The 2,313-nt window shown below is 43.8% G+C and carries 2 protein-coding genes and 1 pseudogene; 1 reads left to right on the top strand and 2 read right to left on the bottom strand.

Annotated elements, in window-relative coordinates:
- Both A3762_RS06030 and epmB read right to left on the bottom strand, forming a co-directional pair.
- Positions 1-329, bottom strand: a pseudogene (locus A3762_RS06030) (GTPase); the annotation flags it as partial.
- A gap of 173 nt (positions 330-502) precedes the next feature.
- Positions 503-1,522 (bottom strand): EF-P beta-lysylation protein EpmB, encoded by a 1,020-nt coding sequence (epmB, locus tag A3762_RS06025; protein ID WP_068754529.1) that lies wholly within the window; start codon positions 1,520-1,522, stop codon positions 503-505.
- Between the two features lie 197 nt (positions 1,523-1,719).
- On the opposite strand from epmB, the gene efp reads away from it, so the two are divergent.
- Positions 1,720-2,292 (top strand): elongation factor P, encoded by a 573-nt coding sequence (efp, locus tag A3762_RS06020; protein ID WP_068754527.1) that lies wholly within the window; start codon positions 1,720-1,722, stop codon positions 2,290-2,292.
- The last annotated feature ends 21 nt before the right edge of the window (positions 2,293-2,313 follow it).

Raw genomic sequence — 2,313 nt, 5'->3', positions numbered from 1 at the left:
TGAAGGCTCGTGACAAGGTTGATAACTTTGCGTTGCTTTTCTTGAGGTGTGATAGATGCGTTAAGAAAATGTTTTGACAGCTCTTCGCATGCGTAATGGATAGGTTTACGAATGTCCTCAAGCATTTTTGAGCGAGTTTCTGGCTTGCACTTAAGGCGATTTAGTTCATTAATCGCACGATATAGTTGACGAGACAGCTCGCCTAAATTCGCCATGGGCAGATTCGCGACCCAGTCAGCAAAGGCTTCCGGGGTGGAATCAGTGTATGAAAGTTCACCCAAGTTTTGTTCGGGGATACTTATCAAAAGCTCAAGGTCTGGACCCAACATCTGTTGTAGTTCTTCCTGTTGATGTTTGTCGGTTTTAATTGGTTATTAGGCTGAACACTTAGTCAGCATATAGTTCTATCTCCTTATAATAGCAGGGAAATTCGCTATTGCTGAGCCCTAAGAGCAAACATTTTTAATTAAGTGACAAGGTTCGGGTTAATGTTTCGCAAGGCTTACCAAGTAAGTATGGATTTACTTGTTTCCCCCGGACATTCTTCAGCGAGTTTGGGAAGTAGGAACCCAGGTAGCAAGGCGGATAACTGCTTGTAAATCTCTTTTGCTTTTTCTCGGCTCAAATCAAAATGTGCTGCGCCATCTACTTTGTCGAGGGTGAAAAGGTAGTAGGGCAATACGCCTTGATCGAATAGCTTTTCTGACAAATTTTGCAGGATGCCTGCGTTATCATTTATGTCTTTTAACAATACTGATTGGTTGAGTAAGGTAACGCCGACGGCTTTGAGTTTTCTAAATGCAATTGCCGTGTCGTCACCCAATTCATTCTCATGATTGCAATGCGCAACAAAAACAATATTGCTGTTGAGTGTCTTGAGAATCTCGATAAAGGGATCGCTAATTCGTTGCGGCAGGCTAGGGAGCATTCGCGTATGAATACGTATCCTTTTTATGTGCGCGATAGAATCAATACGATGTAACAAATCGGATAGGTATTTATCAGGCAAGCTTAGTGGGTCGCCACCACTTAGAATGACCTCATTAATTTGCTTATTTTCCAGAATGTAAGCCAGAGCATTGTCCCATTGTTTGCGAGATTGCTGGTGCTCTGAATAAGGGAAATTACGTCTAAAACAGTATCTACAGTGTATGGCGCAGGCCTGCGTTAAGACGAGCAAAACCCGAGACTGATATTTATGAATTAAACCAGGGACGGGCGAGTAATCTTGTTCGAGTAAGGGTTCAGCTGTAAAACCATCAACCTGTTCGAATTCTCTAGTCTGAGGTAGAACTTGCAAAAGCAAGGGGTCATTGGGTGAGTTAGGTTTGATTTTATCGAGATAGGGCTGCGGTGCACGAAGTGGAAAATCGAGCGTTTGTTGTGTTGCTAAGGGGTGCGCGTCTAGGCCGAGCTGCGTTAATAGATCGCCGACAGTCAGTGTGCTTTGACTGTAAATCGATTGCCAATCTTGGTCGATCGAACGAGCGATAAGAGGCGAATGCTGAATGTGTTCTTGCATAGTGCTAATACGTAGACGAGTATTTCGACAGAATAAACCGAAGCGTGTATGATTGCCGCCACTTTTTGGCCGCTTAGATCGGCCGCATAATCTACACTTTAGTAACTGAAAGTGGTAGCGGTATAGCTGTTTACTGCTTAGTTATTGCACTTTGTATCAGAAGCCTACAAATTAAGTAGGGACAGTTAGGTGATAAAATGGCGAATTTTTCAACAAACGAATTTAAAGGTGGCCTTAAGGGAATGCTTGATGGCGACCCATGTTCGATCCTTGAGAACGAATATGTAAAGCCGGGTAAAGGACAAGCGTTTAACCGTGTAAAACTGCGTAACCTCAAAACTGGACGTGTTTGGGAGCGTACCTTTAAGTCTGGTGAATCTCTAGAAGGTGCTGACGTAATGGAGCACGATATGGAGTATTTGTACACCGATGGTGAGTTTTGGCACTTCATGATGACCGACGGTTCTTTTGAACAGCACGGTGCAGATGAGAATGCTGTGGCTGAAGCGCAAAAATGGTTGAAAGAACAAGACGTCTACGTTGTAACCTTATACAACGGAGCGCCATTAAACGTAGCACCGCCAAACTTTGTTGAACTTGAAGTTGTAGAAACAGATCCTGGTTTGAAGGGCGATACAGCGCAAGGTGGTACAAAGCCAGCAACACTAACCACTGGCGCAGTGGTTAACGTGCCTTTGTTTATTAATATTGGTGAAGTGTTGAGAATCGATACGCGTACTGGCGAATACGTAAGCCGCGCGAAAGGTTAAGTTTCTCTTTATGTGGCAGCC

Source organism: Oleiphilus sp. HI0125, from assembly GCF_001635355.1.
This window is presented reverse-complemented; position numbering and strand designations above follow the sequence as displayed.